This is a genomic window from Serratia sp. CC22-02 (assembly GCF_900182895.1).
GTDB lineage: Bacteria > Pseudomonadota > Gammaproteobacteria > Enterobacterales > Enterobacteriaceae > Serratia > Serratia nevei.
Map to the genome: position 1 here is coordinate 83,342 of NZ_FXUD01000006.1, position 26,333 is coordinate 109,674.

General features: G+C 62.6%; 24 protein-coding genes. 17 read left to right on the forward strand and 7 right to left on the reverse strand.

The window, feature by feature from the left end:
* Positions 1-18: 18 nt before the first annotated feature.
* From QOL81_RS19015 to QOL81_RS19030, 4 genes are all read left to right on the forward strand, one after another.
* Entirely contained in the window at positions 19-738 is a 720-nt protein-coding gene (locus QOL81_RS19015; protein ID WP_016929578.1) for a DUF3053 domain-containing protein, read from the forward strand.
* A 540-nt stretch (positions 739-1,278) separates the two neighbouring features.
* Positions 1,279-3,198, forward strand: coding sequence for a PTS mannitol transporter subunit IICBA (locus QOL81_RS19020; RefSeq protein WP_049200647.1), 1,920 nt, complete (start codon positions 1,279-1,281; stop codon positions 3,196-3,198).
* Positions 3,199-3,256: 58 nt separating this feature from the next.
* On the forward strand, positions 3,257-4,402 hold the full coding sequence (locus QOL81_RS19025) for a mannitol-1-phosphate 5-dehydrogenase (RefSeq protein WP_060424325.1): 1,146 nt from the start codon (positions 3,257-3,259) through the stop codon (positions 4,400-4,402).
* A 94-nt stretch (positions 4,403-4,496) separates the two neighbouring features.
* Positions 4,497-5,048, forward strand: coding sequence for an MltR family transcriptional regulator (locus QOL81_RS19030; RefSeq protein ID WP_016929575.1), 552 nt, complete (start codon positions 4,497-4,499; stop codon positions 5,046-5,048).
* Here QOL81_RS19030 and QOL81_RS19035 read toward each other — a convergent pair.
* Entirely contained in the window at positions 5,045-5,653 is a 609-nt protein-coding gene (locus QOL81_RS19035; RefSeq protein WP_038875972.1) for a LysE family translocator, read from the reverse strand. The two genes, QOL81_RS19030 and QOL81_RS19035, sit on opposite strands and share 4 nt — an antisense overlap.
* Before the next feature lie 142 nt (positions 5,654-5,795).
* Between QOL81_RS19035 and QOL81_RS19040 the strand changes: the two genes are divergently transcribed.
* Together QOL81_RS19040 and QOL81_RS19045 are read left to right on the forward strand one after the other, a co-directional pair.
* The gene (locus QOL81_RS19040; protein ID WP_038875970.1) at positions 5,796-7,262 is read left to right on the forward strand and encodes an aminotransferase-like domain-containing protein; all 1,467 of its coding nucleotides are present in this window, start codon (positions 5,796-5,798) and stop codon (positions 7,260-7,262) included.
* 73 nt (positions 7,263-7,335) lie between these two features.
* The gene (locus tag QOL81_RS19045) at positions 7,336-7,698 is read left to right on the forward strand and encodes a YibL family ribosome-associated protein (protein WP_004933989.1); all 363 of its coding nucleotides are present in this window, start codon (positions 7,336-7,338) and stop codon (positions 7,696-7,698) included.
* Between the two features lie 11 nt (positions 7,699-7,709).
* On the opposite strand, the gene QOL81_RS19050 is transcribed toward QOL81_RS19045, so the two are convergent.
* The 4 genes from QOL81_RS19050 to sodA form a co-directional block, all read right to left on the reverse strand.
* Positions 7,710-8,489, reverse strand: coding sequence for a class I SAM-dependent methyltransferase (locus QOL81_RS19050; RefSeq protein WP_060424323.1), 780 nt, complete (start codon positions 8,487-8,489; stop codon positions 7,710-7,712).
* Between the two features lie 102 nt (positions 8,490-8,591).
* The gene (gene yiiM, locus QOL81_RS19055) at positions 8,592-9,263 is read right to left on the reverse strand and encodes a 6-hydroxyaminopurine reductase (protein ID WP_060424321.1); all 672 of its coding nucleotides are present in this window, start codon (positions 9,261-9,263) and stop codon (positions 8,592-8,594) included.
* A 99-nt stretch (positions 9,264-9,362) separates the two neighbouring features.
* On the reverse strand, positions 9,363-11,291 hold the full coding sequence (locus QOL81_RS19060) for a methyl-accepting chemotaxis protein (protein ID WP_060424318.1): 1,929 nt from the start codon (positions 11,289-11,291) through the stop codon (positions 9,363-9,365).
* Positions 11,292-11,416: 125 nt separating this feature from the next.
* Complete coding sequence (sodA, locus tag QOL81_RS19065) at positions 11,417-12,037, reverse strand: superoxide dismutase [Mn] (protein WP_004934003.1); 621 nt, start codon at positions 12,035-12,037, stop codon at positions 11,417-11,419.
* Positions 12,038-12,454: 417 nt separating this feature from the next.
* Between sodA and fdnG the strand changes: the two genes are divergently transcribed.
* From fdnG to QOL81_RS19115, 10 genes are all read left to right on the forward strand, one after another.
* A complete protein-coding gene (gene fdnG / locus QOL81_RS19070; RefSeq protein ID WP_100396610.1) occupies positions 12,455-15,502 on the forward strand; it encodes a formate dehydrogenase-N subunit alpha in 3,048 nt (1,015 codons plus the stop codon).
* A gap of 12 nt (positions 15,503-15,514) precedes the next feature.
* A complete protein-coding gene (gene fdxH, locus QOL81_RS19075; RefSeq protein ID WP_033649532.1) occupies positions 15,515-16,417 on the forward strand; it encodes a formate dehydrogenase subunit beta in 903 nt (300 codons plus the stop codon).
* Positions 16,414-17,049 carry a formate dehydrogenase cytochrome b556 subunit gene (fdoI, locus tag QOL81_RS19080; protein ID WP_004934017.1) on the forward strand — a complete coding sequence of 212 codons (636 nt, stop codon included), beginning with the start codon at positions 16,414-16,416 and terminating at the stop codon, positions 17,047-17,049. Before fdxH ends, fdoI begins: the two co-directional genes overlap by 4 nt.
* Positions 17,049-17,978, forward strand: coding sequence for a formate dehydrogenase accessory protein FdhE (fdhE, locus tag QOL81_RS19085; protein ID WP_169317910.1), 930 nt, complete (start codon positions 17,049-17,051; stop codon positions 17,976-17,978). Before fdoI ends, fdhE begins: the two co-directional genes overlap by 1 nt.
* 114 nt (positions 17,979-18,092) lie before the next feature.
* Complete coding sequence (locus tag QOL81_RS19090) at positions 18,093-18,743, forward strand: DcrB/PsbP domain-containing protein (protein WP_142109056.1); 651 nt, start codon at positions 18,093-18,095, stop codon at positions 18,741-18,743.
* Positions 18,744-18,783: 40 nt separating this feature from the next.
* Entirely contained in the window at positions 18,784-19,389 is a 606-nt protein-coding gene (locus tag QOL81_RS19095; RefSeq protein WP_038875954.1) for a glutathione S-transferase, read from the forward strand.
* Between the two features lie 68 nt (positions 19,390-19,457).
* On the forward strand, positions 19,458-20,852 hold the full coding sequence (gene selA, locus QOL81_RS19100; RefSeq protein WP_197757456.1) for an L-seryl-tRNA(Sec) selenium transferase: 1,395 nt from the start codon (positions 19,458-19,460) through the stop codon (positions 20,850-20,852).
* Entirely contained in the window at positions 20,849-22,690 is a 1,842-nt protein-coding gene (gene selB, locus QOL81_RS19105; protein WP_187321890.1) for a selenocysteine-specific translation elongation factor, read from the forward strand. The genes selA and selB overlap by 4 nt, the downstream gene beginning before the upstream one ends.
* An 82-nt stretch (positions 22,691-22,772) precedes the next feature.
* The gene (locus tag QOL81_RS19110; protein ID WP_041037283.1) at positions 22,773-23,033 is read left to right on the forward strand and encodes a CopG family ribbon-helix-helix protein; all 261 of its coding nucleotides are present in this window, start codon (positions 22,773-22,775) and stop codon (positions 23,031-23,033) included.
* Positions 23,033-23,308 (forward strand): type II toxin-antitoxin system RelE/ParE family toxin, encoded by a 276-nt coding sequence (locus QOL81_RS19115; RefSeq protein ID WP_070914481.1) that lies wholly within the window; start codon positions 23,033-23,035, stop codon positions 23,306-23,308. The genes QOL81_RS19110 and QOL81_RS19115 overlap by 1 nt, the downstream gene beginning before the upstream one ends.
* Positions 23,309-23,319: 11 nt before the next feature.
* Here QOL81_RS19115 and QOL81_RS19120 read toward each other — a convergent pair whose 3' ends face one another.
* On the reverse strand, positions 23,320-24,231 hold the full coding sequence (locus QOL81_RS19120; protein ID WP_283439987.1) for a LysR family transcriptional regulator: 912 nt from the start codon (positions 24,229-24,231) through the stop codon (positions 23,320-23,322).
* 121 nt (positions 24,232-24,352) lie between these two features.
* On the opposite strand from QOL81_RS19120, the gene QOL81_RS19125 reads away from it, so the two are divergent.
* On the forward strand, positions 24,353-24,979 hold the full coding sequence (locus QOL81_RS19125) for a LysE family translocator (protein WP_070914483.1): 627 nt from the start codon (positions 24,353-24,355) through the stop codon (positions 24,977-24,979).
* 53 nt (positions 24,980-25,032) lie between these two features.
* On the opposite strand, the gene QOL81_RS19130 is transcribed toward QOL81_RS19125, so the two are convergent.
* Positions 25,033-26,280, reverse strand: coding sequence for an MFS transporter (locus QOL81_RS19130; protein ID WP_038875940.1), 1,248 nt, complete (start codon positions 26,278-26,280; stop codon positions 25,033-25,035).
* Positions 26,281-26,333: the final 53 nt, after the last annotated feature.

Below are 26,333 nucleotides of genomic sequence, written 5' to 3' on the forward strand. Positions count from 1 at the left end.
TAACAGGAGTTATGTCACATGGCGGTAGGGATCCAGAGCAGAGGTTTCGCGCGTTGGTTGGCACCGGTATTGGCATTGTTGGTGGTCATGCAATTGACCGCCTGCGGCGATAAAGAGCCGGAACAGCGCAAAGCATTTATCGATTACTTACAGAATACCGTGATGCGCAGCGGGGCGAACATCCCCACGCTGAGCGAAGATCAGAAGCAGAAGTTCGGCAACTATGCCGGCGATTACGCGATTTTGGTCGGCTTCTCGCAGCAGTTGTCCAAGTCGGTCGGCGCCAGCCTGACCCCGGCGCTGGATCAGATTAACCAGATCCGCACCGCGCAGGACTATCTGAACAAACGCGATGCGCTGCAGCAATCGGTCGGGGCGTTGAACCTGCTGGGCCAGCAGATCCAGTCCGCCAAATCACAGGCGGATACCGCCCGTGCGGCGCTGAAGCAGCCCGACGATCTGAAGGCGGTGTACAACCAGGCCTATGACAAGATTGTCACCGCACCGGCCAACGCCCTGATGCCGGCGATCCCGACCACCGCCAGCTTCGTGCAGGATCTGGTGCAGGTTGGCGATTTCCTGCAGAGCCAGGGCAATCAGGTCAGCTTCAACAACAACGGCGTGCAGTTCCGTACCGCGCAGCAGGTGGCGCAGTACAACACCATGATGTCGAATCTGGTGGCCAAACAGCAGAACCTGGTAAACGCGCAGAAAGCCATTCAAAGCGTGACGCAATAACGCCTCCACGCACGCAGCAGGCCGGCATTGCCGGCCTGTTTTATTTCCCCTCAGCGTTTCCAATAGCTTGCTGGTTTATTGCGCAGGCTTCTGTACTACACTTCAATTAATCCATTCATTCGGCAATGTAGTTTTCTTTCATTCATCACTTCGCTAGTTCCCGGCGGGATGAGTGCTCACAGGGAAGATCAAACAGAGCGTCGCGATCGGGCGCTGCAGCCAAAAATAAATTGTGATGTTTGTCACAATTTAAAAACAAACAACCAAGTTAAAAATGTGACAAATATCACATTATGACGGGTTTCAAGGCGGTTTTTTTCTCACTGTGCTTTTTTTACACGCCATAAATGTGATCTTTGTCACTATAAAGGGTGGTTTGTTGGGGTGTTGTATGTGATTTGTATCACAAAAAATCCGTGAAGTTCGCGTGACAAAAACAGCGTGATAGAGTCCGTTTCGCATACAGCGGCAACACGGCTGGATCGTCACAACAATAATCACGCGCTCTATTGTCAGCGCGTAACAATAGGGGTGTGTTTTATGTTTTCACCAGACATCAAGGTCAAAGTACAAAACTTTGGCCGCTTCCTGAGCAACATGGTGATGCCCAACATCGGCGCCTTTATCGCCTGGGGGATTATCACCGCGCTATTCATTCCAACCGGCTGGCTGCCGAATGAAACCTTAGCCAAGCTGGTCGGCCCGATGATCACCTACCTGCTGCCGCTGCTGATCGGTTATACCGGCGGGCGGCTGGTGGGCGGCGATCGCGGCGGCGTCGTCGGCGCCATCACCACCATGGGCGTCATCGTTGGCGCCGACATGCCGATGTTCCTCGGCGCGATGATCGCCGGCCCGCTGGGCGGCTGGGCTATCAAGCACTTTGACCGCTGGGTGGACGGCAAGATCAAAAGCGGCTTTGAAATGCTGGTGAATAACTTCTCCGCCGGCATCATCGGCATGCTGCTGGCGATCCTGGCCTTCCTCGGCATCGGGCCGCTGGTGGAGGTGCTCTCCAAGCTGCTGGCGGCGGGCGTACACGTCATGGTGACGAACAACCTGCTGCCATTGGCGTCCATCTTCGTTGAACCGGCGAAAATCCTGTTCCTGAATAACGCCATCAACCACGGCATCTTCTCGCCGCTGGGTATCCAGCAGGCTACGGAAGCCGGTAAGTCGGTGTTCTTCCTGATTGAAGCCAACCCAGGCCCGGGCATGGGCGTACTGATGGCCTACATGTTCTTCGGCCGCGGCAGCGCCAAGCAATCCGCCGGCGGTGCGGCAATCATTCACTTCCTGGGCGGCATCCACGAAATCTACTTCCCTTACGTGCTGATGAACCCGCGCCTGCTGCTGGCGGTGATCCTGGGCGGCATGACCGGCGTCTTCACCCTGACGATGCTGAACGGCGGCCTGGTTTCTCCGGCTTCTCCGGGTTCGATCCTGGCGGTGCTGGCGATGACGCCGAAAGGCGCCTACTTCGCCAACATTGCGGCGGTGTGCGCAGCCTTTGCCGTCTCCTTCGTGGTGTCCGCTTTCCTGCTGAAAACCTCCAAGGTGAAAGAGGATGACGATCTGGAAGCCGCAACCCGTCGCATGCAAGAGATGAAATCGCAGTCCAAAGGCGGCGCAGCGGCGCCGGCATCGGTCGACGGCGATCTGAGCACCGTGCGCAAAATCATCGTCGCCTGCGATGCGGGCATGGGCTCCAGCGCCATGGGCGCCGGGGTGCTGCGCAAGAAAGTGGCCGACGCCGGGCTGAAGAACATCTCGGTGACCAACAGCGCCATCAACAGCCTGCCGGACGACGTGGATCTGGTGATCACCCACCGCGATCTGACCGAGCGCGCGATGCGCCACGCGCCGCAGGCCCAGCACATCTCGCTGACCAACTTCCTCGACAGCAAGCTGTACAGCGATCTGGTCGATCGCTTGGTGGCGGTCAACAAAACCAGCGACAACCAGCAGAAGGTGCTGGGCGCGCTGGACGACAGCTTCGAAGCCGGTGAGCCGAACCTGTTCAAGCTGAGCGAGAGCAACGTGTTCCTCAACCTGCAGGCCAGCGACAAAGAGCAGGCGATCCGCTTCGCCGGCGAGCAGCTGGTGAAAGGCGGCTACGTCGAGGCGGAGTACGTGCCGGCGATGCTGGAGCGCGAGAAACTCACCTCCACCTACCTGGGCGAGTCGATCGCCGTGCCGCACGGCACCATCGAGGCCAAAGACCGGGTGCTGCGCACCGGCGTGGTGTTCTGCCAGTACCCGCAGGGCGTGCGCTTCGGCGAGGAAGAGGATGAAGTGGCCCGCCTGGTGATCGGCATCGCCGCGCGCAACAACGAGCATATCCAGGTGATCACCAGCCTGACCAACGCGCTGGATGACGAGAGCGTGATCGAGCGGCTGGCGAATACCACCAGCGTGCAGGAAGTGCTGGACCTGCTCGGCGGCAAAAAAGCCGGATAACAGAATCATTTTAAAGGGTGCAGCTTGCTGCACCCTTCGACATTAAGAAGGTAGAGTTATGAAAGCATTACATTTTGGCGCAGGGAACATCGGCCGCGGTTTTATCGGCAAGCTGCTGGCGGACGCAGGGGTTGAGCTGACCTTCGCCGACGTCAATCAAACGGTGCTGGATTTGCTGAACAGCCGTAAAAGCTACGCGGTGCACGTGGTGGGCGAGCAAGAACGCGTGGAGAACGTCAACAACGTCAGCGCCGTCAACAGCGGCAGCGAGGCGGCGGTGGCGCTGATCGCTGAGGCGGATCTGGTGACCACCGCCGTTGGCCCGCAAATTCTCGGTAAAATCGCCGGCACGATCGCTAAAGGGCTGGTGCTGCGTCATCAGCAGGGCAATGTGCAGCCGCTGAACATCATCGCCTGCGAGAACATGGTGCGCGGCACCAGCCAGCTGAAACAGCATGTGTTCGCCGCGCTGCCGCAGGACGAGCAGGCATGGGTTGAGCAGCACGTCGGCTTCGTCGATTCGGCGGTCGACCGCATCGTGCCGCCGGCGGACAGCAGCGATCCGCTGGAAGTGACGGTGGAAACCTTCAGCGAATGGATCGTCGATCAGACCCAGTTCAAAGGCCAGCCTCCGGCGATCGCCGGCATGGAGCTGACCGACAACCTGATGGCGTTCGTCGAGCGCAAGCTGTTCACCCTCAATACCGGTCACGCCATCACCGCCTACCTCGGCCAACAGGCCGGGCTGCAAACCATTCGTGACGCCATTCTCGACCCGGCGATCCGCCGCGTGGTGAAAGGGGCGATGGAAGAGAGCGGCGCGGTGCTGATCAAGCGCTACGGCTTCGACGCCGACAAGCACGCCGCCTACATCAACAAAATCCTCGGCCGCTTCGAAAACCCTTATCTGCACGACGACGTCGAGCGCGTGGGCCGCCAGCCGCTGCGCAAACTGAGCGCCGGCGATCGCCTGATCAAACCGCTGCTGGGCACGCTGGAATACGGCCTGCCGCACGCCAACCTGATCCAGGGCATCGCCGCCGCCATGAGCTACCGCAGCGAACAGGATCCGCAGGCGCTGGAATTGGCGGAATTGCTGAACACGCTCGGGCCGAAAGCCGCGCTGGCGCAAATTTCCGGCCTGCCGGCGGAAAGCGAGGTTGTAGAAGAGGCCGTTGCTGTGTATAACGCCATGCACAAGTAGAATCGTGATGATGAACACCCGAGCGCAGCTTGCTGCGCTCCTGCAACCCGAGTTCGGCATCGACGGCCCTCCCCACGCCTTTCGAAAAGCGACGATGGAAGAAGCACAGGCATTTGAAAACCAGGTTCTGGAAAAGCTGAACGCGGGCAAAACGGTGCGCAGCTTCCTGATCGCGGCGGTAGAGCTGCTGGCGGAAGCGCTCAACGTGCTGGTGGTGCAGGTATTCCGCAAGGATGACTACGCGGTGAAATATGCCGTCGAACCGCTATTGTCCGGCAGCGGCCCGCTCGGGGAGCTGTCGGTGCGCCTGAAGCTGATGTACGGGCTGGGGGTGATCTCCCGCCACGAATATGAAGACGCCGAGCTGCTGATGGCGATGCGCGAAGAGCTGAACCACGACGGCTCGGAATACCGCTTCGTCGACGACGAAATTCTCGGGCCCTTCGGCGAGCTGCACTGCGTGGCCGCGCTGCCGCCGGTGCCGACCTTCCTGCAGCCGGGCGAAGCGGATGAAGCGCTGATCGCCATGCAGCGCCAGCGCTATCAGCAGATGGTGCGCTCCACCATGGTGCTGTCCATTACCGATCTGATCGCCGGTATCGGCGCCAAACAACCTTCCCGACTCTCTCCTCTCGGCCGCGGCTAAGCAAAGGCCGCGCGCCACTCGTCGAACAACAACCACAGCGCGGTGGCGGCCATCAGGCCGGACATCACGCCGTTGAAGGCGCGCAGTTTCCAGGTGACCCGCAGCGCGTTGCGCAACCGGTCGCCCAGCACCGCCCACAGCAGCACGCACGGCAGGTTCAGCAGCGCGAAGCCGGCGATGACCGACAGCGTATGGACAAAGGTGGCGCCTTCGCGCGGGGTGAACAGGATCGCCACGTTGATCACCATCAGCCAGGCCTTGGGGTTGACCGCCTGAAACAGCGCGCCATTGAGCAGGCTCATCGGCTGCGCCTGCTCTTTGGCGTCCGGCGAGGCCGCCTGGAACAGTTTCCATGACAGCCACAGCAGGTAGGCGCAGCCGATCACCGCCAGTGGGAGGCGGATGACGCCGGCCCAGCTCAGCGCCAGCGCCAGCAGTGGAATAATGATCGCCAGCTGCACCGCACAGCCGACGCAGATGCCAAGCAGCATCGGCAGGGTGCGGCGCAGGCCGAAGTTGACGCCCGACGAGGCCAGCAGCAGGTTGTTGGGGCCGGGGGTAATCGACATGACGGTGACGTAGCTGACAAAGGCGGAGTCCAGCATGACAGGTTCCTTGAAAATGGCGGTAATCACGAGAGGATCAGCATAATCGCTGCGATGGGATGGTGACAGAACCACAAATCGGATATTGTCATGGTTACAGTTGTGCAAAATGTAAACTGTACCCATTGCCTGGAGAGAAACTGTGACCCTGCTCGATGAAACCCCGGATACCCGTTACCTGCAGCTGGCGGATACGCTGGCCGAGGCCATTCGCCGCGGCACGCTACGGCCCGGCGACCGCCTGCCGTCGGTACGGCGCTGTGCGCAAACTCATCGCGTCAGCATCAATACGGTAGTATCGGCTTACCGCACGCTGGAGGATCGCGGGCTGATCGAAGCGCGGCCGCAGTCGGGGTTTTATGTTCGCAGCACGCTGCCGGCGCTGAAGATGGCCTCGGCGCCCAGCGGGCGCATCGAACCGCCGGCGGACGACGTGCTGGCGCTGATCGACACCGTGTTTGCCGCCCAGCAAAACCCGGCTTTCACCAACATTGCGCTGGCCTGCCCGCAGACCAGCGATTTTTATCCCGGCGGCAAGTTGGGGCGCATGCTGTCCTCACAGCTGCGCCGTCAGCCGGATCTGATCGGGCAGTACCCGTTGCCGCCCGGCAGCCTGCGGCTGCGTCAGCAGATCGCCCGCCGCTCGATGACGCTGGGCATGCTGCTGGAGCCGGGCGACGTGGTGCTGACCCACGGCTGCATGGAAGCGCTGCAGCTGGCGCTGCGCGTCACCACCAAACCGGGTGACTGCGTCGGGCTGGAGTCGCCAACCTATTTCTATCTGCTGCCGCTGCTGGCCAGCCTGGGGCTGAAAGCGCTGGAAATCCCCACCGATCCGCAGCTGGGGCTGTCGCTGGACGCGCTGGAACTGCTATTGAACGAGAAACGGCTGAACGCGGTGATCGCCATGCCGACGGTGCAAAACCCGCTGGGCTGCACTATGCCGCTGGCGGCGAAAAAGCGGCTGGCGCGGCTGATGAACGATCATCAGGTGCCGTTGATTGAAGACGGGCTGTATGCCGAGATCCAGTTCGGCGGCGCGTTGTCGCCGGCGGTGAAGGCGTTCGATCGCGACGGCTGGGTGCTGTTTTGCTCCAGCTTTACCAAAACGCTGGCGCCGGACTTTCGCGTCGGCTGGATCTGCGGCGGCCGTTTCCACGAGGCGTTGCGCAAGCTGAAGGCGGTGTCATCGATGTCCGAGTCGCAGCTGCTGTCGGAAACGCTGGCGACCTTCCTGGAGAGCGGCGGCTACGATCACCATTTGCGCAACCTGCGCAAGCGTTATGCGGCGCAGGTGGACGAGGCGCGGGCGCTGATCGCCCGGCATTTCCCGCGCGGCACGCTGGCCACGCAGCCGGCGGGCGGATTCGTGTTTTGGGTCGAATTTCCCCCCGGCGTGGACAGCGTGGCACTGTTCCATCAGCTGTTGGAGGAGCAGATTTGTTTGACGCCGGGCACCCTGTATTCCCCGAGCGGGCGCTACCGCAACGCGCTGCGGCTCTCCTGCTGCTACCCGTTCAACGCGCGCTACACCCAGGCGTTGGCCCGGCTCGGCGCCAGGGCCTGCGAGATGAGCGGCCTGCCGCCCGGCATTGCGCAGGACGGGTAACGGCGCGCGCCTTTTGCTACAATGCCGGTATCATTGATTAGCGTGCCATTTTGGGCACAACGGGCCAGAGACCATGAAAGAGAAAGAAAAGGCAGAGATCAAGCGCCTGAGCGACCTGCTGGACGCCTTGAACCACAAAGACGCCACCGTGATCCAACAGGGCAACCCTGAGTTGATCGCGCAGCACACCAAAGAGAAAGAGAAACTGGCGACGGAGATCGAACGCCTGAAAAACGTGCGCGGCGAGAAGCTGAGCGCCGAAGCGCAGAAGCTGAGCAAGCTGCCGTTCAGCCGCGAGATCACCAAGAAAGAGCAGGCCGATATGGGTGCGCTGAAGAAGAGCGCGCGCGGGCTGATCGTGGTGCACCCGATGACCGCGCTGGGCCGCGAGATGGGCCTGAAAGCGGTCACCGGTTACGCCAAGAAAGCGTTCTGAACCCCCGGGCATCAGACCTTGGTGGTGAAATACGCCTTGGTCTGATAGGGCACGGTGACCGTGTCCTGGCCCCGCAGTTCCTCTTCTTCCGCCACCAGCTGGCGCAACTGCTCGATAACCTGCTCCTGTTGCGGCTGCGGCAGCGCGGCGATAAAGCTGGTTGAACGCACCCGGTTGTAGATCACGTCCTCCACCGCGCCGCGGTGACCCAGCATAAACACCTGCTCCTGCAGCGGTTCAAAGCCTTTGAACGGGAAGAATTTGCGCCATTCGCCGGTATAGAAACGCGGCGCATCGCCTTCGTGGCTATCGACGATCTGATTCAATTTACGCACCCAACCGACGCGCGCATCGCGCATGTTCCACACCAGACCGAGTTTGCCGCCGGGCTTGAGGATGCGCTGGATTTCCGCCAGCGCCTGCGGCGTGGCGAACCAGTGGAAGGATTGGGCGCAGACCACCGCATCGACGGACTCGTCCGGCAACGGGATCGCCTCGGCGGTGCCCGCCAGCGTTTTCACCTGCGGCAGCGCCGCCGACAGTTTTTCCAGCATTTGCGGCACCGGTTCGACGGCGATCACCTGCGCGCCGGTTTCCAGCAGGCGCGGGGTAAACTTGCCGGTACCGGCGCCGAGATCGATGACCGTCATGCCGGCGTGCAGGCCGATAGTTTCACGCAGCCAGACGGCGATTTCCGGCGGGTAATCCGGCCGGCCTTTCACATAGCGATCGGCGTTGGCCTGATAGCCTTCGGCGGCGGCGTGATGAATCGAATGGATCGGGGTGGTCATTACCTGGCTCCTGGCTGAAAAAACGTGCGGCTACAGTATAGGCGGAAGAATAGGGTTAACGCGGCATTCGGCGCACGTTTTTCATCTTTTCCGCCCGCGATTTCAACGGCCGAGCAGGCGGCGGTTGAAGTCCTCGAGGCGCCCTTCGGCAAGCCGCGTGAGCATGGTCTTGCTCCAGCTGGCGGAGAGGCCGGCCACCGCCAACAGGCGGCGATACTGTTCCGCGTCGAACGGCATGTGCCAGGCGATGGCGATGGCTTCGGCGACCGACACGTCGCTGTTGCGCGCCGCCAGCTCCAGCGGACGATCGCCGCTGACCGCGCCCGGCGACACCACCCGATACAGCCAGCCGCAGCGGCCGCTTTGCTGCATCAGCACCGAAATGTCCTCGATGGCGAAGTGATAATTGAGCTTGAAGCACGGTGAGCGCGGCTGGGTGACCTGGATCAGCGCTTCGCCCCAGCGGAAGATGTCGCCCATAAACACATTGTGTTCGGTCAGCCCTTCGGTGGAGATATTCTCGCCGAAGGCCGGGGCGCAAAACTGCTCTGCCTGCGCCGGAAACTGCTCGCGCCAGTGGACGTAATGCTCGCGCGGGTAGTGGCACAGCGCGCGATCCGGCCCGCCGTGGTAGCTTTTTTCCGCCTGTTCGTCGCCTTCCAGGCCGAGCGGCGTGAGCCGGATGGCGCCATCCACCTGGCGTTTGGCGATGGCGCTGGGGCGCCCGCCTTCGTAGGGTTGAATATTGCCGATGTAAACGTCTGGGTGATGCATGTGCGCCTCCGTGTCTCGCGTCGAGGGCTCAGCATAGCCTGAGTTGTGCCGGGGGGACATAACAACCCGCCCGAAAATCCTCGGGCGGGCGGCGGGGCATCAGAAGGTGGTCCAGTTCTCTTCCGCTGCGGCGTTGGCGGCCGCGGGTTTTACCGCCGGCGCTTTCGGCGCGGCGGCTTTCACGGCGGCGGGTTCGGTCTGCTCCGCCAAACGGAACACCGAGACGCTCTGCAGCAGCATGTCGGCCTGTTCTTCCAGCGAATCGGCGGCGGCGGCGGACTCTTCCACCAGCGCGGCGTTCTGCTGGGTGGTGTGGTCCATCTCGACGATCGCCTGGCCAATCTGGGCGATGCCGCGCGTCTGCTCATCGGAGGCGGCGGCGATCTCGGCCATGATGTCGCGCACGTGGGTGACCGAGCGGACGATCTGTTCCATGGTGTTGCCGGTGCTTTCCACCAGTTCGGTGCCGGTTTTCACCCGGCTGACCGATTCGGCGATCAGCCCTTCGATCTCCTTGGCCGCCTGGGCGCTGCGGCTCGCCAGGCTGCGCACTTCGCTGGCAACCACCGAGAAGCCCCGACCCTGTTCGCCGGCGCGCGCCGCTTCTACCGCGGCGTTGAGCGCCAGGATGTTGGTCTGGAAGGCAATGCCGTTGATCAGGGTGGTAATTTCGGCGATACGCTGCGAACTGCTGGAGATATCGCGCATGGTGCTGACCACGTTTTCCACCAGCTTGCCGCCCTGCTGCGCGGTCTGCGAGGCATCGGTGGCCAGCTGATTGGCGTGATGGGCGTTGTCGGCGTTCTGTTTCACCGTGGCGGTCAGCTGTTCCATGCTGGCGGCGGTTTCCTCGACCGCCGCCGCCTGCTGCTCGGTGCGGGAAGAGAGATCGGTGTTGCCGGCGGCGATTTCCGCAGAGGCGGTAGAAACCTGGCTGACCCCCATCTGGATCTTCTCAATCATGGTGCGCAGGTTTTGGCTCATGGCCGCCACCGCGTTCAGCAACTGCCCCAGCTCGTCGCGGCGGGTGCTGGTCTGCGCCTGGCGCAGGTCACCGCCGGCGATGCGTTCCGCCATCGCCAGCGTACTGTGCAGCGGACGGGTGATCTGCAGCGTGATGCGCCAGGCGATAAGCACCCCGGCGATGATGGCGATCAGGGTGGTGATGCCCATTTGCAGCTGCGCCAGATTGATGTTGTTGCGCGTCTGCACCAGCTCGTCCTGCATAAAGGCGTTGACCAGCATGCCGATCGCTTGCGCGCGTTCGCCGAGCTGCCGGCTGATCTGCTGCTCGTGCTCATAGGCCGGCAGGTAAGCCGCGATGCGGTTTTTGTAATCGTCCAGGGCGGCTAGCAGCGGCTGCAGCTGCGGGCGCTGCGCGTCGCTCACCCTGCGGCTCAGGGCGTTGGCCGCGTCGCGCGCGTCGTCGATGGCCGCCATCAGCGGGGCTTCGGTTTCCTTGTTCAGGCTCAGCAGCAGGCCGCGCGCGCCGTAGCGCACCTGGGTCAGCTTCTGGTTCAGCTGGATGAAGGCCAGCTGCAGATCGCCGTTGGTCAGCTGGCGTTCCACCTGGCTCAGGCTGGCCTGCACTTCCGACATGTTCCAGCTCTGGCGCACCGCGTCTTTCGCCGTGACCGCCTGCTCAAAGACTTTTTGCTGCTGTTGATATTCCCCGATCAGCGTCACCAGACGCTGCAGATCCTTGCGGCTTTGGGCGTCCCAGTCCAGCGCCTGCCCCTGGTCTATCAGTTTGACGGCGTTCTCAATATTGGCGCGGTTGTTCTGAATGTACTCCGGCCGGTAGGTCTGGCCGTACATGGCGCGATTGTATTTGGCCTGGTTGATCTCCTCGTTCAGCCGGTTGCTGAAGTCGATGCGATCGGCGCGGGATTCGATGATGTGCAGATATTGCGCCCCGGTGCCGGCGATGACGACCGCCAACAGCAGCAACAGCGCGAAGCCGAGACCGAGCTTTTTACCTACGGTGAGATGAGTGAACTTTCCTGCCAATGCTTGCAATGCCGCCATAGCGTTTTTCCTTCTCCGGGCGAACGTCAATTGAACAAACCATCGGCAAGAAGTGGTCAAACTTTAGCGGATTTCAGGCAAAAAAATACCCGCCGGTGGCGGGCATCTTCATCAACGGGGGCGAATTACTTCTTCGCGGCGAAGCGTGCGGCGGCTTCATCCCAGTTGACCACGTTCCAGAACGCCTTGATGTAGTCAGGGCGTTTGTTCTGATATTTCAGGTAGTAAGCGTGTTCCCACACGTCCAGACCGATGATTGGGAAACCGGAAGCGCCGGCGACGGCTTCGCCCATCAGCGGGCTGTCCTGGTTAGCGGTAGACACCACGGCCAGTTTGCCGTCTTTCAGCACCAGCCAGGCCCAACCGGAACCGAAGCGGGTGGCTGCGGCTTTCTCGAACTCTTCCTGGAATTTCTCAACGCTGCCGAAATCGCGCTCGATGGCCGCTTTCAGATCGCCGCCCAGCGTGGTGCCGGTTTTCAGGTTTTTCCAGAAGAAGCTGTGGTTGGCGTGGCCGCCGGCGTTATTGCGCATGAAGGTGCGTTTGTCGGCAGGCACTTTATCCAGATCCTGGATCAGCTCTTCAACGCTGTATTTGGCCAGCTCAGGGTAGGCTTCCAGCACGGTGTTGGCGTTGTTGACGTAGGTCTGGTGGTGTTTGGTGTGATGGATTTCCATCGTCTGCTTGTCGAAATGCGGTTCCAGTGCGTCGTAAGCGTACGGCAGGGATGGCAGTGAATAACTCATAATCATCATCTCCAGTGGTGTATGGGCGGCGCAAAGGGCGAGCACCGCGTAAGCAGTCGGATCATTATAGTTAATTAAATGATATTGAAAATGATTATCAATGCCCTGTGAACTGTGTGGTTAATGAACAAATCGCTGCGCTAACATACTGATAGAAGAGGGCGGCGGGGGCCGCGTCAAGCCGTCGATCCGGCGCGTGGGTTACTCTCTATACTGTAGGGAGCGCCAACGCCGAAATGTATCGAAATGTGCCAATGCGTTCACTGAATGAGCACGAGTGTGTAACAACCACAAGCACGCTGTGGTAATATGGCCGGCGTTCGTAGCAAGCATAACAACAGTGACATTCGCGTTTGCCGCGCTAGCGGGGCAGGCGCATTTGAACAATGTGACAATCGAGAGTGAAAGGAGACCCCCATGCAGGTCAGCAGAAGGCAGTTCTTTAAGATCTGCGCTGGCGGTATGGCAGGAACGACGGTGGCCGCGCTGGGCTTTGCCCCCGAAGTGGCGTTGGCGGAAACCCGGCAGTACAAACTGCTGCGCGCCCGCGAGACCCGTAATACCTGTACGTATTGTTCCGTCGGCTGTGGGCTGTTGATGTACAGCCTTGGTGATGGCGCCAAGAACGCCAAAGAAAGCATTTTCCATATCGAAGGGGATCCGGATCATCCGGTAAACCGCGGCGCGCTTTGCCCGAAAGGCGCCGGCCTGGTTGACTTCATCCACAGCGAAAGCCGCCTCAAGTACCCGGAATATCGGGCTCCAGGGTCGGACAAATGGCAACGCATCAGCTGGGACGACGCCTTTACCCGCATCGCCAAGCTGGTGAAAGAAGACCGCGACGCCAACTTCATCAAAACCAACGACCAGGGCGTTACCGTCAACCGTTGGCTGACCACCGGCATGCTGTGCGCCTCGGCCGCCAGCAACGAAACCGGTTTTCTGTCGCAAAAATTTAGTCGCGCTCTCGGCATGCTTGCCGTAGACAACCAGGCGCGTGTCTGACACGGACCAACGGTAGCAAGTCTTGCTCCAACATTTGGTCGCGGTGCGATGACCAACCACTGGGTTGATATCAAGAACGCGAATTTGATTATCGTCATGGGCGGTAATGCGGCGGAAGCGCATCCGGTGGGGTTCCGCTGGGCGATGGAAGCCAAAATACACAACAATGCCAAGCTGATCGTGATCGATCCGCGCTTTACCCGAACCGCATCGGTGGCGGACTTTTACACGCCGATCCGCTCCGGGACCGACATCGCTTTCCTGTCGGGCGTGTTGCTGTATCTGATGACCAACAACAAGTTCAACCGCGAATACGTCGAGGCCTACACCAACGCCAGCCTGCTGGTGCGGGAAGACTTTGCCTTCGAAGACGGCTTGTTCAGCGGCTACGACGCGGAAAACCGCAAGTACGACAAAACCACCTGGAACTACCAGTTCGACGAGAACGGCTTCGCCAAGCGCGACGTCACGCTGCAGGATCCGCGCTGCGTGTGGAACATGCTGAAACAGCACGTGAGCCGCTACACGCCTGACGTGGTGACCAACATCTGCGGCACGCCGAAGGACGATTTCCTCAAGGTGTGCGAATACATCGCCGAAACCTGCGTCGCGGATAAAACCGCTTCGTTCCTGTATGCCCTGGGCTGGACTCAGCACTCGGTCGGCGCGCAGAACATCCGTACCATGGCGATGATCCAGCTGCTGCTCGGCAACATGGGCATGGCGGGCGGCGGCGTCAACGCGCTGCGCGGCCACTCCAACATCCAGGGGCTGACCGATCTCGGCCTGCTGTCGCAGAGCCTGCCGGGTTACATGACGCTGCCGTCGGAGAAACAGACCGATCTCGAGACCTACCTGAAGGCCAACACGCCGAAGGCGCTGCTGCCGGGCCAGGTGAACTACTGGGGCAACTACCCGAAATTCTTCGTCAGCATGATGAAGACCTTCTACGGCGACAAGGCGCAGAAGGACAACAGCTGGGGCTTTGACTGGTTGCCGAAGTGGGACAAAGGCTACGACGTGCTGCAGTACTTCGAAATGATGGCGCAGGGCAAGGTCAACGGCTACTTCTGCCAGGGCTTTAACCCGGTGGCGTCGTTCCCAAATAAAAACAAGGTAGTGGCTTCGCTGTCCAAGCTGAAGTTCCTGGTGACCATCGATCCGTTGAACACCGAGACCTCCAACTTCTGGCAGAACCACGGCGAGTTCAACGAGGTGGATCCTTCGCAGATCCAGACCGAAGTGTTCCGCCTGCCGTCTACCTGCTTCGCCGAAGAAAACGGCTCGATCGTCAACTCCGGCCGCTGGCTGCAGTGGCACTGGAAAGGCGCAGATGCCCCGGGCGAAGCGCTGAACGACGGCGAGATCCTGGCGGGCATCTTCAGCCGCCTGCGCGAGATGTATGCGCGCGACGGCGGTGCGGTGCCGGAACAGGTGCTGAACATGCGCTGGGACTACCTGACGCCGGACAACCCGTCGCCGGAAGAGGTGGCGCAGGAGAATAACGGTAAGGCGCTGGCGGATCTGCTGGATGCCGACGGCAAAGTGCTGGTGAAAAAAGGCGAGCTGCTTAGCTCGTTCGCGCAGCTGCGCGACGACGGCACCACCGCCAGCGGTTGCTGGATCTTCGCCGGCAGCTGGACGCCGGCCGGCAACCAGATGGCGCGGCGCGACAACGCCGATCCGTCCGGCCTCGGCAATACGCTGGGCTGGGCCTGGGCATGGCCGCTCAACCGCCGCATCCTGTACAACCGCGCCTCGGCGGACCCGCAGGGTAAACCGTGGGATCCGAAACGCCAGCTGCTGGAGTGGGACGGCGCCAAGTGGGTCGGGGCCGATATCCCGGACTACAGCACCGCCGCGCCGGGCAGCGACGTCGGGCCGTTCATCATGCAGCCGGAGGGCATGGGCCGCCTGTTCGCCACCGACAAGATGGCGGAAGGGCCGTTCCCTGAACACTACGAGCCGTTCGAAACGCCGCTCGGCACCAACCCGCTGCACCCAAACGTGGTGTCCAACCCGGCGGCGCGCGTGTTCAAGGACGATCTGGCGGCGATGGGCAAATCCGACAAGTTCCCTTACGTCGGCACCACCTATCGTTTGACCGAGCACTTCCACTACTGGACCAAGCACGCGCGGCTGAACGCCATCGCGCAGCCGGAGCAGTTCGTGGAGATCGGTGAGAAGCTGGCGGAGAAGAAAGGCATCAAGCAGGGCGACACCGTGAAGGTCAGCTCCAACCGCGGCTACATCAAGGCCAAGGCGGTGGTGACCAAGCGTATTCGCACGCTGCAGGTGCACGGCCAGGAAGTCGACACCATCGGTATCCCGATCCACTGGGGTTACGAAGGGGTGGCGAAGAAAGGCTTTATCGCCAACACGCTGACGCCGTTCGTCGGCGACGCCAATACGCAAACGCCGGAGTTCAAGGCGTTCCTGGTCAACGTGGAAAAGGTGTAACGGAGACGAATTATGGCCATGCAATCTCAAGACATCATTCGTAAATCCGCCACCAATGGTTTCACGCCGGCGCCGCGCGCCCGTGACCACCAGGAAGAAGTGGCCAAACTGATCGATGTCACCACCTGTATCGGCTGCAAGGCCTGTCAGGTGGCCTGTTCCGAATGGAACGACATCCGCGACGAGGTGGGGCACAACGTCGGGGTGTACGATAACCCCGCCGATCTGACCGCCAAGTCGTGGACGGTGATGCGCTTCTCCGAGGTGGAGGAAAACGGCAAGCTGGAATGGCTGATCCGCAAGGATGGCTGCATGCACTGCGCCGATCCGGGCTGTCTGAAGGCCTGCCCGTCGGAAGGCGCGATCATTCAGTACGCCAACGGCATCGTCGACTTCCAGTCCGAGCACTGCATCGGCTGCGGCTACTGCATCGCCGGCTGCCCGTTCGACGTACCGCGCATGAACAAGGACGACAACCGGGTGTACAAGTGTACCCTGTGCGTCGACCGCGTGGACGTCGGCCAGGAACCGGCCTGCGTGAAAACCTGCCCGACCGGCGCCATTCACTTCGGCACCAAGGAAGCGATGAAGCAGGTGGCGGCAGATCGCGTCAGCGAGCTGAACACCCGCGGCTACCAGAACGCCGGTCTGTACGATCCGGCGGGGGTGGGCGGCACGCACGTGATGTACGTGCTGCACCACGCCGACAAACCGCAGCTGTACCACGGTTTGCCGGACAACCCGAGCATCAGCCCGGCGGTGACCTTCTGGAAGGGCGTGTGGAAACCCCTGGCGGCCATCGGCTTTGCCGCCACCTTCGCGGCCAGCGTGTTCCACTATGTCGGCGTCGGGCCTAACCGCGTCGACGATGAGGACGAGCACGACGAGTCGCATGACGAGGAGACGCGCAAATGAGAAAGGAAAAGCCCATTCAGCGTTACAGCGCACCGGAGCGCATCAACCACTGGATCGTGGCGTTCTGCTTCGTGTTCGCCGCCATCAGCGGGCTGGGGTTCTTCTTCCCCTCCTTCAACTGGCTGATGAACATCTTCGGGACGCCGCAGCTGGCGCGCATTCTGCACCCGTTTGTCGGGGTGATCATGTTTGCCGCGTTCCTGCTGATGTTCCTGCGCTACTGGAAGCATAACCTGATCAACCGGGAAGATATCGTCTGGGCCAAGAACATCCACAAAATCGCCATGAACGAGGAAGTGGGTGACACCGGGCGCTATAATTTCGGCCAGAAGTGCGTGTTCTGGGCGGCGATTATCAGCCTGGTGCTGCTGCTGGCCAGCGGCGTGGTGATCTGGCGGCCGTATTTTGCGCCGTCGTTCTCCATCCCGCTGATCCGCATCGCGCTGCTGGTGCATTCGCTGGCCGCGGTCGGCCTGATTATCGTGATTATGGTGCACATTTACGCCGCATTGTGGGTAAAAGGCACCATTACCGCGATGGTGGAAGGCTGGGTGCCGGCGGCCTGGGCCAAGAAACATCATCCGCGCTGGTACCGTGAGGTCCGCGAGAAACGACAGGAAGATAAACCCTGATGAGTATCCGCATCGTTCCTAAAGAGCAGTTAGGGGCACAGCGTGAGAAGTCCACAACGGCGGAGAATATCCCGCCGTTACTTTTCGCCAACCTGAAAAGCCTGTACAGCCGCCGCGCCGATCGTCTGCGTCAGCTGGCGGTCGACAATCCGCTGGGCGACTACCTGAACTTCGCCGCTGAGCTGGCGCAGGCGCAGCAGCATGCGCTGCACGATAACCCGCTGGAGCTCGATCTGAGCGAAGCGCTGGCGCAGGGCGCCGCCAGCGGCAAACCGCCGCTCGATCTGAGCGTGTTCCCGCGTAGCGAGCACTGGCGCAAGCTGCTGACGTCGCTGATCGCCGAGCTGCGCCCGCAGGCGCAGGAGCATATCCTGGCGGTGCTGGACAACCTGGAGAAAGCCTCGGCGCACGAGCTGGAGTTGATGGCCGACGCCTTGCTCAACCGCGAGTTCGGCAAGGTGGGCAGCGAGAAGGCGCCGTTCCTCTGGGCCGCGCTGTCGCTCTATTGGGCGCAGATGGCCAGCCTGATCCCCGGCAAGGCGCGCGCCGAATACGGCGAGCAGCGCCAGTTCTGCCCGGTGTGCGGCAGCATCCCGGTCTCCAGCATGGTGCACATTGGCACCGTCAACGGCCTGCGCTACCTGCACTGCAACCTGTGCGAAAGCGAATGGCACGTGGTGCGGGTGAAGTGCAGCAACTGCGAGCAGACCCGCGATCTCAACTACTGGTCGCTGGACAGCGAGCAGGCGGCGGTGAAGGCGGAGAGCTGCGGCGACTGCGGCACTTACCTGAAGATCCTCTATCAGGAAAAAGACCCGCAGGTCGAAGCGGTGGCCGACGATCTGGCTTCGCTGGTGCTGGACGCCCGCATGGAAGAAGAAGGCTTCGGCCGCAGCAGCATCAATCCGTTCCTGTTCCCGGCGGAGTAACCGCCCGGCCCCGTTCGCGCGGGGCCGGACCAGCAATTTCAGAACGGGCTTCTGGCATTCGCCCGGGCGAGTTGCTACGTTTAGGCCATAACGCGCCAAGCGAAAGGAACCACGATGTTAAACCCCCTGGCAAAATTGACCGCGGTCGCCGTGCTGGCGATGGGACTGGCGGCCTGCGACAACAAAGACGACACCAAACCGGCGGTGCCGCCACCGGACACCAAGCCGACCGTGACGCAGCCCGCGCCACCGCCGCCGCCTGCGCCGGCAGAAACCCCGTCCGCGCCACCGGGGCTGAACGTGTCGCTGCAGAAGGGCAAAATCACCTTCGAGCTGCCGCCGGGCTTTAGCGATCAGACGCTGAACAGCGGCATCATCAACGACAGCACCTCCACCATTCAGCGCTTCCTTGACGGCAAGTCGCGCCAGAGCGCGGTTTCGTCCGAGGTGATCCCGCCGGACGACATGAAGCTCAACACCAGCGACAAAATGCTGAAAGAGCTGGCGCAGAGCGCCATCACGGTGCTGGCCGAGCGCTATCAGAATATCCAGACCACCAAAGAAGAGAACTTCACCGTCGGCAAACAGAAGTTTCGCCGGGTGGATACCGAGCAGACCGTCAACGGGCAGAAGGTGGTGTCCACGCTGGTGCTGACGGTGTTCAACAAGCGGGTGGTGACGCTGCAAATGCTGTCGCCGGCCAAAACGCCGGAAGTGCACCAGGCGCTGGTGCAGAGGATTATCGATACCCTGGCGGTGAAGTAAGGGCGCCGCGCCGCGGCCAGGACGAAGCGGAGGAGAACGGATGAAGCTTATCGGCAGTTACACCAGTCCCTTTGTGCGCAAGATTTCCGTGATGCTGTTGGAGAAGGGGATCGCGTTCGAATTCGTCAACGATCCGCCGTATGAGCCCGGCAGCCGGGTGAAGGAGCTGAACCCGCTCGCCAAGGTGCCGGTGCTGATCGCCGATGACGGCGAGGTGTTTTACGACTCGCCGGTGGTGGCCGAATACCTTGAGCTGCTGGCGGTGGAACCGGCGTTCTTGCCGGCCGATCGCGCCGCCGCGTTGCGCGTCCGCCAGGTGGCGGCGCTGGCGGACGGCGTGACCGAAGCGGCGGCGACCCTGTTTCGCGAAAGCCGGCGCGCGCCGGAAAAACAGGACGAAAACTGGATGCTGCGTCAGCGTGACAAACTGACGCAGGGGTTGGATGCGCTGGAGGCGCTGGCGCGGGAAAAAACGTGGCTCAATGCCGAGCGGCTGACGCTGGCGGATATCGCCACCGGCTGCGCGCTGGGCTACCTCAATTTCCGCCGCATCCTGCCCAACTGGTGCGTCGAGCGCCCGGCGCTGGTCAAGCTGGCCGAACGCCTGTTCGCCCGCGAAAGCTTCGCCCGCACCTCGCCTCCCTGAGCTTTTTTATCCCCCGCCGCGGCGGGGTTTTGCTATGCCGATACGTCTAAACTGAAAACCGAGCGACCATGAGCACTGAATCCCACCTTCTTTACAGCCAACTGCCCGCCATCGACCGCCTGCTGCGAGAACCCGCGATTGAACCGCTGGTGGCGCAGCATGGCCAGACGCTGATCGGCGAACTGCTGCGCCGGCTGCAGGCCGAGGCGCGCGCCGCGATCAGGCAACAGCAACGTTTACCCGCCTGGTGCGACGACTGGCCGCAGGCGCTGCGGGCGGAGCTGGCCCGGCAGCAACGCCCGGCTTTGCTGCCGGTGTTCAACCTCAGCGGCACCGTGCTGCACACCAACCTCGGGCGCGCCCTGCTGGCGCAGCCGGTGAAGGACGCGGTAAGCGCGGTGATGGGGGAGGCGGTGACGCTGGAGTACGATCTGGACGGCGCCGGGCGCGGCCATCGCGATCGGGCGGTGGCGGATCTGCTGTGCCGGCTGACCGGCGCGGAGGACGCCTGCATCGTCAATAACAACGCGGCGGCGGTGCTGCTGATGCTGGCGGCGATCGCTCCCGGCAAAGAGGTGGTGGTGTCGCGCGGCGAGCTGGTGGAGATCGGCGGCGCGTTCCGCATACCCGACGTGATGCGCCAGGCGGGCTGCCAACTGGTGGAGGTCGGCACCACCAACCGCACCCATCTGAAAGATTACCGCCAGGCCATCAACGAGCAGACCGGCCTGTTGATGAAGGTGCACACCAGCAACTACAGCATTCAGGGCTTTACCGCGGCGGTCGACGAGGCCGAACTGGCGCTGCTCGGGGCCGAACAGGGCGTGCCGACCGCCACCGATCTGGGCAGCGGCTCGCTGATCGACATGGCGCAGTACGGCCTGCCCGCCGAACCGATGCCGCAGCGGCTGCTGGCCGCCGGCGTCGATCTGGTGACGTTCTCCGGCGATAAGCTGCTGGGCGGCCCGCAGGCCGGCATCATCGTCGGCAAAAAGGCGCTGATCGCTCGCCTGCAGCAGCATCCGCTCAAACGCGCGCTGCGCGTCGGCAAGCTGACGCTGGCGGCCCTGGAGGCCACGCTGCGGCTCTATCTGCAGCCGGAAAAACTGGCTGAGCAGCTGCCGACGCTGCGGCTGCTGACCCGCCCGCAGCAGGAGATGCAACAGGCGGCCGAGCGGCTGCTGGCGGCGCTGACGCCACGGTTCACCGCCGATTTCGAGCTGCGTGCCGAACCGTGCTGGTCGCAGATTGGCAGCGGTTCACTGCCGGTGGATCGCCTGCCCAGCTATGCGCTGACCTTCACGCCGCGCGACGGCCGCGGCGCCACGCTGGAGGCGTTGGCTGAACGCTGGCGCCGCCTGCCGCAGCCGGTGATCGGCCGCCTCGGCGACGGCCGGCTGTGGCTGGATCTGCGCTGTCTGGAACAGGAAGGGGCGCTGATCGAAGCGCTGAGCGCCTCATGATCATCGCCACCGCCGGCCATGTCGATCATGGCAAAACCACCCTGCTGCAGGCGATCTCGGGGATCAACGCGGATCGCCTGCCGGAAGAAAAGCGCCGCGGCATGACCATCGATCTGGGGTACGCCTACTGGCCGCAGCCGGACGGCCGGGTGCTGGGCTTTATCGACGTGCCCGGCCACGAGAAATTCCTCGCCAATATGCTGGCGGGCGTCGGCGGTATCGACCATGCATTGCTGGTGGTGGCCTGCGACGACGGCGTGATGGCGCAAACCCGCGAGCATTTGGCGATCCTGCGCCTGAGCGGGCGCCCGGCGCTGACGGTGGCGTTGACCAAGGCCGACCGGGTGGACGCGGCGCGTGTCGATGAGGTACGCCGCCAGGTGCGCGACGAACTGGCGCGCCAGGGCTGGCCCGATGCACCGTTGTTTGTTACCGCGGCGGCGGCGGGAGAGGGCATCGAGGCGCTGCGCGCGCATTTGCTGGCGCTGCCCTCCGGCGAGCACGCGCTGACGCGCCGTTTTCGTCTGGCGGTAGACCGTGCGTTCAGCGTCAAAGGGGCGGGGCTGGTGGTGACTGGCACCGCGCTCGGCGGTCGGGTGCAGGTGGGGGATACGCTGTGGCTGACCGGCGCCGACGCGCCAGTGCGGGTGCGTGGCCTGCACGCCCAAAATCAGACCGTAGAACAGGCGCAGGCCGGGCAACGCATCGCGTTGAACATCAGCGGCGATGTCGATAGAGACCGGATCGCGCGCGGCGACTGGCTGCTGGCGCAGCGTCCACCGGAGACGGCGGAACGCATTCTGGTGGCGCTGGAAGCGGATCGGCCGATCCGCCATTGGCAGCCGCTGCATCTGCACCATGCCGCCAGCCACATCACCGGGCGCATTTCGCTGCTGAACGACGGGCTGGCGGAACTGATCCTCGATCGCCCGCTGTGGCTGGCGGAAAACGATCGGCTGGTGCTGCGCGACATCGGCGCACGGCAAACGCTGGGTGCGGCCCGGGTGCTCAGGCTGAGCGCCCCCAAGCGCGGCAAGCGCCAGCCGGACTACCTGGCATGGCTGCAGGCTCTGGCACAGGCGCAAGACGATGCGCAGGCGCTGGCGCTTGAGTTGCCGCAGGGCGCGCTGTCGCTGGCGGCGTTCGCCTGGGCGCGTCAGTTGACCGACGACGGCCTGGCGGCACTGCTGGCGGACCGCGATCTGCTGATCGTCGGTGACCGGGCGCTCGCGCAGGATCAGGTGCAACAGGCGGAGAGCCGGCTGCTGCAGGTGCTGGCGGAGTACCACCAACAGCACGCCGACCAGCTGGGGTTAGGGCGCGCCCGCCTGCGGCGCATGGCGCTGCCTCAGCAGCCGGAAGCGTTGGTGTTTATGATGATCGATCGGCTGTTGAAGGCCGGTGCGCTGCGCAATACGCGCGGCTGGCTGCATCTGCCGGAACACGGTCTGGCATTCAGCGCCGAAGAGGCGCCGCTGTGGGCGCGCATCGAACCGCTGTTCGGCGACGAGCCGTGGTGGGTGCGCGATCTGGCGAGCGAGTTGGGCGAGGAAGAGAGCCGGGTGCGGGCGCTGCTGCGCAAGGCGGCTCAGCTGGGCCATGTGACGGCGGTGGTGGTGGATCGCTACTACCTCAGCCGACGCATCGATCAGTTCGCGGCGCTGATCCGCGAGCTGGATGCGGAGCGGGGCGGCGCCAACGCCGCCGACTTCCGCGATCGGCTCGGCGTCGGGCGCAAGCTGGCGATCCAGGTGCTGGAGTTCTTCGATCGCAGCGGTTTTACCCGCCGCAAGGGCAACGAGCATCCGCTGCGCGACGGCGGGTTGTTCGGCAACTGATTGCGTGTTTTTTGTTCTCTTATGGCGGTATAATCAGCTTTAATCACTTTGATTGATGTCGATTGTATTGAGGAGCAAGACGATGAATACGAAAGTCATCACCGCTCATGTGCCGCTGCCTTTGGCTGAAAAAGTGGATGAAATGGCCGCCAAACTTGACCGCTCACGGGGATGGATAGTGAAGCAAGCCCTCGCCGCCTGGCTTGAGCAAGAGGAAGAGCGCCGTCGATTAACGCTGGCGGCGCTGGCCGATGTCGAACAGCAAAACGTTATCGATCATGAGTCGGTAGAAGCCTGGGCTGCCAGCCTGGACAGTGACGATCCGCTGCCGGTACCGCGCTGATGGAGGTAAAATGGACGAGTAAGGCGCTATCGGATTTGGCGCGTTTGTTTGAGTTTCTTGCTTTGGCTAACCGTACTGCGGCAGCGAATTCGGTGAAGGCTTTGGTCGCCGCGCCTAAAGCGTTGCTCGATAATCCTCGCTTGGGTGAAAGGTTGGACGAGTTTTTACCGCAGGAGGTGAGGCGTATTCTGGTCGGCCGCTATGAGATACGTTACCAGGTGCAGCCGGCAACGATTTATGTTCTGCGTATTTGGCATACCCGCGAAGAGCGATAGGCCGAATTCCCCTAGCCGATAAACCTGACGGCGGCCCGGCTGACGTCGGGCGTTTGGGCGGTGAGAAACGCCTGTAAGCGTTCGATCAGCGGCCGTTTCGCCGACTCCGCCGGCCAAACCAGATAGTAACCGTCGCCGGTGCGCACGGCGGCGTCACAAGGCAGCGCCAATAACCCCTCCTCAATGGTTCGCAGGCTCAGCGCCAGATCCCCGATCGAGATGCCGTGCCCGGCGATGGCCGCCGCATTGCCCTGTTCCAGCGAATCAAATACCTGGCCGCGTGCAAGATCGAACGGGGCCGCTATGCCGCTTTTTTGCAGCCAGCGCCGCCAGTCGCGCCGATCGGGCGAAGGGTGGATCAGCGGGCAGGCGGCGAGATCGCGTTGCCCGTCGGCGAGCAGCGCGGGGGCGCAAATCGGGACCAGCCATTCGTCGAACAGCTTGGCGGCGGCGGTGTTGGCGCCGAAATGGCCGTTGCCGAGCAGGATGGCGCAGTCGTAGGGTTCGCTGAAAAAATCCACGCTGTCGATGTCCATCCAGACGCTGGCTGCCTGCACGTCGAACGCCTGCGCCGTTTGCCGGAACCGGCTTAGGCAGTCCAGCAGCCAGCGCATGGTCAGGGTGGAGGGCGCCTTCAGCCGCAGCAGATCGCGGTGGCTTCTGAACAGCTCGCAGGCTTGCTCGATGCGGCCAAACCCTTGCTGCAGCTCGGCGGCGAAGATTTTCCCCTGCGGCGTGACCTCGATACGCGGGCCGTTGCGCTGGAACAGCCGGCAGCCGAAGTGCTGCTCCAGCGTTTTGATGTGCTTGCTGACCGCGCTCGGGGTGAGATGCAGCTCCTTGGCGGCCAGCGTGAACGAGCCGGTGCGGGCGGCGCTTTCGAAGGCGCGCAGGGCGTAAAGCGGCGGAAGGGAACTGGCCATCTCGGCGTCTCTAATAATGAGTCTGATTCACAGTAAACGACAGGATTACTCCTTTTTCAAGGCGGGGGCGGCGGCATGATAATGGCGCGACGCCAACTGACTGAATGTGAGTGAAATAAAGATGAACCTGTCGTTACTGGCGGCGTATTTCGCCGCCATTTTGTTGCTGATCGCCACGCCGGGGCCGGTGGTGGCGATGGTGGCCAACACCGCCGCGCGCTTTGGCGCCCGGCGTGCGCTGTTGACCGCGCTGGGTAGCAACGGGGCCTCCTTGTTGCTGATCGGCATCGCCGCGCTGATTATCACCGGGCTGTTCGCCGTGGATATGCGCATGCTGCAGTGGGTAGGTCTGCTGGGTTGCCTGTTTATCGGCCGTATGGCGATCGTCTCGCTGTATGAGGATTTATCCGCGCGAACCCCCGATGCGCAGCCCGTTGCGCCGCCGCAAAAACGCTCGGCGATCCTGAACGGTTTTCTGGTGGGCATCGCCAACCCCAAAGACATTGTCTTCTTCGTCGCCTTTTTCCCGCAGTTCATCGCCGTCACCCCCTCGATCGGCGCCAGCCTGACGCTGCTGACCGCGCTGTGGGTGCTGGCGGACTTCGCCATCTTGCTGGTCTATATCACCCTGCTGTCGGGAATGGCGCTGCAGCACGCGCGGCGGGCGATCTCTGTCCTGTCGGCGTCGCTGCTGTTGGGGGTGGCGGTAGTGGGAGCGGGGTATGCGCTGTGGGGGCTGCTCGGCTGAAGCCGCATAAAAAACGCCGGTCGGGAAACCGGACCGGCGTTTTATCGTGGCATTTAAGCCGCGCCGGTCGGCTGCGGCGTGGGGTCGCCGTTGCGGCGTTTGCCGAGGAACAGCGCCACCAGCGTCAGCCAGCACAGGCCGCTGATGAGGTTGAACAGGTTGAACAGCCCGCTGCCGCCCCAGACGTAGGCGACCTTGGCCAGTTCGATGCCGACGGTGAACACCATCATGCTCAGCATGCCCATGGTGGCTGACACCGTGCCCTTGCTGACGTTGCTGGAGAACAGCGTCAGGCGATACAGCCCGGCGTTGGCGAGGCCAATGCCGAAGGCGTACAGGCTCAGGCCGGCGGTCATCCACAGGTAGGCGTGGCTGGAGAACTGGGTCGCCAGCGCGGCGATCAGCAGCCCCAACAGCATTGGGCCTGCGCCCAGCTTAATCAAACGCTCTACGCTGTTTTTGCCGGTCAGGCGCGCCAGCGTCAGGTTGCCGAGGATCAGCGCGCCGAACACCGGGATTTGCAGCAGGCCGTAGTCCAGCGTCGACAGCGACTCACCGCTGATCAGGATCACCGGCGACTGGGCGATCCAGGCCAGCAGCGGCAGGCTGGCGAAACCGATCGCCAGCGCGCCGCACAGGAAGCGGCGGTTGCCCAGCACCTGGCGGTAGTCGCGCCACAGGTTGGCGGCGGAAAACGCCTCGCCCTGCAGCGTGGCGGTTTCCGGCATCGCTTTCCACAGGCCGTAGAAGGCGATGGCCGCCAGCGCGGCGAACAGCACGAACATGCTCTGCCACGGCGCGACGTGGATCAGCGCCGCACCGGCCAGCGGCCCGAGCAGCGGGGCGATCAGCGCCACGTTGGCCATCAGCGCGGTGATCTTGATGCACACCGATTCTTCAAACGACTCTTGAATGGTGGCGTAGCCGACGGCGCCGATAAAGCACAGGCCTATGCCCTGCAGGAAACGCATGGCGATGAACTGTTCGATGGTGGTGACCAGCAGGATCGCCAGGCAGGCGACGATAAAGAACGCCACCCCGGCCAGCATCACCGGGCGGCGGCCGCGGCGATCCGACAGCGGCCCGAGCAGCCACTGCAGGAAGATGCCGCCGGCCAGATAGGCGGTCATCGAGGTGGGTACCCACTCTTCGCCGGCGTTGAAATCCGCCACGACGGCCAGCATGCCCGGCTGAATCATATCGTTGCCGATATAGGTGGCGAACTCGAACAGCACCAGACAAAGAGGGAATAAAAGCGCCTGTCGGCCCAAACGTGCCGCAGGTGGTAATGTCGTTTTCATATTATTGTACTGATAGTAAAAGAGAAAAAGGAACTGCCAGGGCGGGAAGCGCA